At 43.2% G+C, this 3,107-nt stretch carries 4 protein-coding genes; all 4 read right to left on the bottom strand.

What is annotated here, in order from left to right:
• Positions 1 to 446: Uma2 family endonuclease (locus IQ229_RS20780; protein ID WP_194046970.1), on the bottom strand; the 446-nt coding region annotated here is incomplete at its 3' end.
• 86 nt (positions 447 to 532) lie between these two features.
• Positions 533 to 1,351, bottom strand: coding sequence for a type 1 glutamine amidotransferase (locus tag IQ229_RS20785; protein ID WP_194046972.1), 819 nt, complete (start codon positions 1,349 to 1,351; stop codon positions 533 to 535).
• 70 nt (positions 1,352 to 1,421) lie between these two features.
• Positions 1,422 to 2,759 (bottom strand): MurT ligase domain-containing protein, encoded by a 1,338-nt coding sequence (locus IQ229_RS20790; protein WP_194046974.1) that lies wholly within the window; start codon positions 2,757 to 2,759, stop codon positions 1,422 to 1,424.
• A 158-nt stretch (positions 2,760 to 2,917) separates the two neighbouring features.
• The coding region (locus IQ229_RS20795) for a hypothetical protein (protein ID WP_194046976.1) at positions 2,918 to 3,107 on the bottom strand (190 nt) is incomplete at its 5' end.

Genomic DNA, 3,107 nt, shown 5'->3' on the forward strand with positions numbered 1-3,107 from the left:
CCTAGATAGTCTACAATCCAATATTCAGGAATACCCAAAGACTCGTAATCTTCTAGCTTCAAAGCATAATCATCACTCCAGTTGGTTGAAACAACTTCTACAACCAACTTGACGGAACTACCCAGCGTAATGATAGATTCTTTTTTCCAGCGTGGTTCGTTGCTGAGAGCTTGTCTATCAAGAACAATGACATCTGGTTCATAAGCGGAATCAGTGTTAAGTGACTTGATGACGCATTCTTTAGGGATAAAGCAAGGGATTGACAAACGGGTGATTTCAATAAACAAAGAACCATTTATAAACCCAGCTATCTCTGAGTGCTTCCCTGTTGGCTTAGGCATTTCAACAATTACCCCATCATGTAGTTCATAATGCCTGTCTGAAGATTCGGGATACCAGGCGATAAATTCATCAAATGTTACTTGTTTGGCTAAGGTTTGAGTCATGCTTTTCCCCCGCTTTATTATGTCAAATTTGACCCCTCTCCAAACCTCTCCCCGACACGGAGAGAGGCTTAATCAGGGGACTAAAGTTAAACTTTCGCCGCCGTAGGATTTGGTAAACTGACTTTCAATCTCTTAAACATCGCTTCTCGTGCTTGTGCAGCGAGGCTATCGTCAAAAGGTTTTAAGGTAATTTCCTGCTGATACTTTAGCCGCAGCGCTGTTTGAATTAACCAATCGGCGACGAAGGGATTTTTTGGTAACAATGGCCCGTGAGAATAAGTAGCGATCGCATTCTGATAAAATGCTCCTTCTGTCCCATCTTCACCATTATTTCCCAAACCGTACACCACTCGCCCCAATGCTTCCACTTTTCCCAACTTGGTGCGTCCGCCGTGATTTTCAAAGCCTACCAAATAAGGTGTGCTACCTGTCATCTCTTTTAAATCTCGCGCCAGACGTGAGGCTGTCACTTCAATTACCAAGTTACCAATACAGCGCTTAGTATTTTCACCAGGATGCACGGAAACTAAATCGAGTATCCCCAAACCTTCAATCCGTTGCCCCAAACCCGGTTCATAATAATGTCCCAGTAATTGGGGTGAACCACAAGTAAATACTCCTGGTGTGCCATTTTCGATTTTGTCGCGCATTGCATCAGCTTTCGCACCTTGCAAATCACGCATAACAATTTCTTGCTGACGGTCTTGTGCGCCACCACCTACGATTACATCGACAGTTTTAATATCTGCGGCTGTAGAATTTTGATCTAAGGGTAACACTTTAACATCGTATCCCCGCCATTGAGCGCGACGTTCTATAGTAATTACATTACCGCGATCGCCATAAGTACTCATCAGCGTCGGGTACAACCAACCAATTGTTAATTCTAAATTTTGAGAACTCATAAATTTAGGGAATGAGAAATGGGACGATTACAAATGACCAATGACAAATGACAAATGACAAATGACAAATTTAAAGAATTTTCCGACCAGTTAGAACTTCTCGCACTTCTAACATGGCTGAGTAGGTGGGTAGAATATGCAAGGTTTCATTCTCTGGTGTATGCTCTAATGCAGTTGCGATCGCTTGTCGCAAATCTTCTTCGACAATTAAATTTAAGTTACTCTCAGGGGACTTTTGGCTGTAACGTAGACGTAGTGCCATATCGTAGACGCGATCGCCACTCACTACTAAAGTCCCGCCGCGTTCGACTAATTTCTCGGTATCTACGTCCCAAATCCAGGATACATCAGTACCATCGGGCGTGCGATCGTTCAATACCAGCAATGTGGTTTTATCTGTGCTTTGAGTAACTACGCGAATGGTTTCATTCGTCCCCACAGGATTTTTTGATAACAATATTCGCACTCGTTTACCGTTAATTACTAAATCTTCAGCCCGACCAAACGCAGCTTGGAAGGTATTAATAGTATCTCTGATTGTTACTTCATCAACTCCCAACTCAATAGCCGCAGTAGCAGCCGCCAAAGTATTATATTTGTTGTACAAACCAACTAGAATTTGCGACCATTCACTACTTTCGAGAGTCGGTTTACTTTTACTAAAACCACACTTGGGACAAGTAAAATCTCCCAAATGAGACAAATAAACACCTTTGTAATCTAGGGAGTGTCCACATTTGGGGCAATAAATAGAATCAACAGCGTGAGGAATTGCTTCTAGATAATGTTCTGGTTCATTCAAGCCAAAGAATAACACCCGTTGGGGTAACTGCTGACCGAGATTAGATAAAGTTGGGTCATCAGCATTGGGAATTACTACCGTTTCTGGTGGTAGGGTAGAAATAACTTTTGTCCAACGCTTACTAATTGTGTCTACCTCCCCGTACCTATCGAGTTGGTCGCGGAACAAGTTTAAACAGAGAATGATTCGCGGCTGGAGTGGTGCTAATACTCTTGGTACAATATTTTCATCAACTTCCAAAATGGCGTAATCAGTATTTAGCGTACCTAGTAAGTTGGTGCTTTCTAACAGCGCCGTCATCAAGCCATTTTCCAGATTTGCACCTGTAGAATTATGAGTGACACGAAAACCCTTGCGTTCTAGGATTGTGCATAAAAGCAGCGCTGTAGTGGTTTTGCCGTTAGTACCAGCAATTAAAATCACTCCGTTTTTAACTTGCTGACTCAATAATTGTAAGAGTCTGGGTTCAATGCGACGAGCTATCGAGCCTGGTAATACACTAGCAGCACCCAGACGGAGCGATCGCACTATAAACGTCACACTTTTTGCCACTGACACCGCGAAACCCAATCGCAGTCTATCTATGAATTGTATTTTGTTTCCCACATCGGTATCCTAGTCTTCTGGCAGTTGCTAATTGAAAATATTTAATTGCAAATTTAATATGCGTGAGTTTAGCGAATCCTAGCTGAAAAAGCCAGCCTTAAAATCAAGTTGCAGGAAATCAGGGAGAGTGGAGGCAAAGGGGCATACTTCGACTGCGCTCAGTACAAGGGGACAAGGGGCAGGGGAGAGTTAGAATCTAGTTCATCCACCTCAGAACTCCGTTCATCCACCTCAGAACTCCGTTCATCCACCTCAGAACTCCGTTCATCCACCTCAGAACTGGATTCATCCACCTCAGAACTCCGTTCATCCACCTCAGAACTCCGTTCATCCACCTCAGAACTGGAT

Source organism: Nostoc cf. edaphicum LEGE 07299 (assembly GCF_015207245.1).
Lineage (GTDB): Bacteria > Cyanobacteriota > Cyanobacteriia > Cyanobacteriales > Nostocaceae > Nostoc > Nostoc edaphicum_B.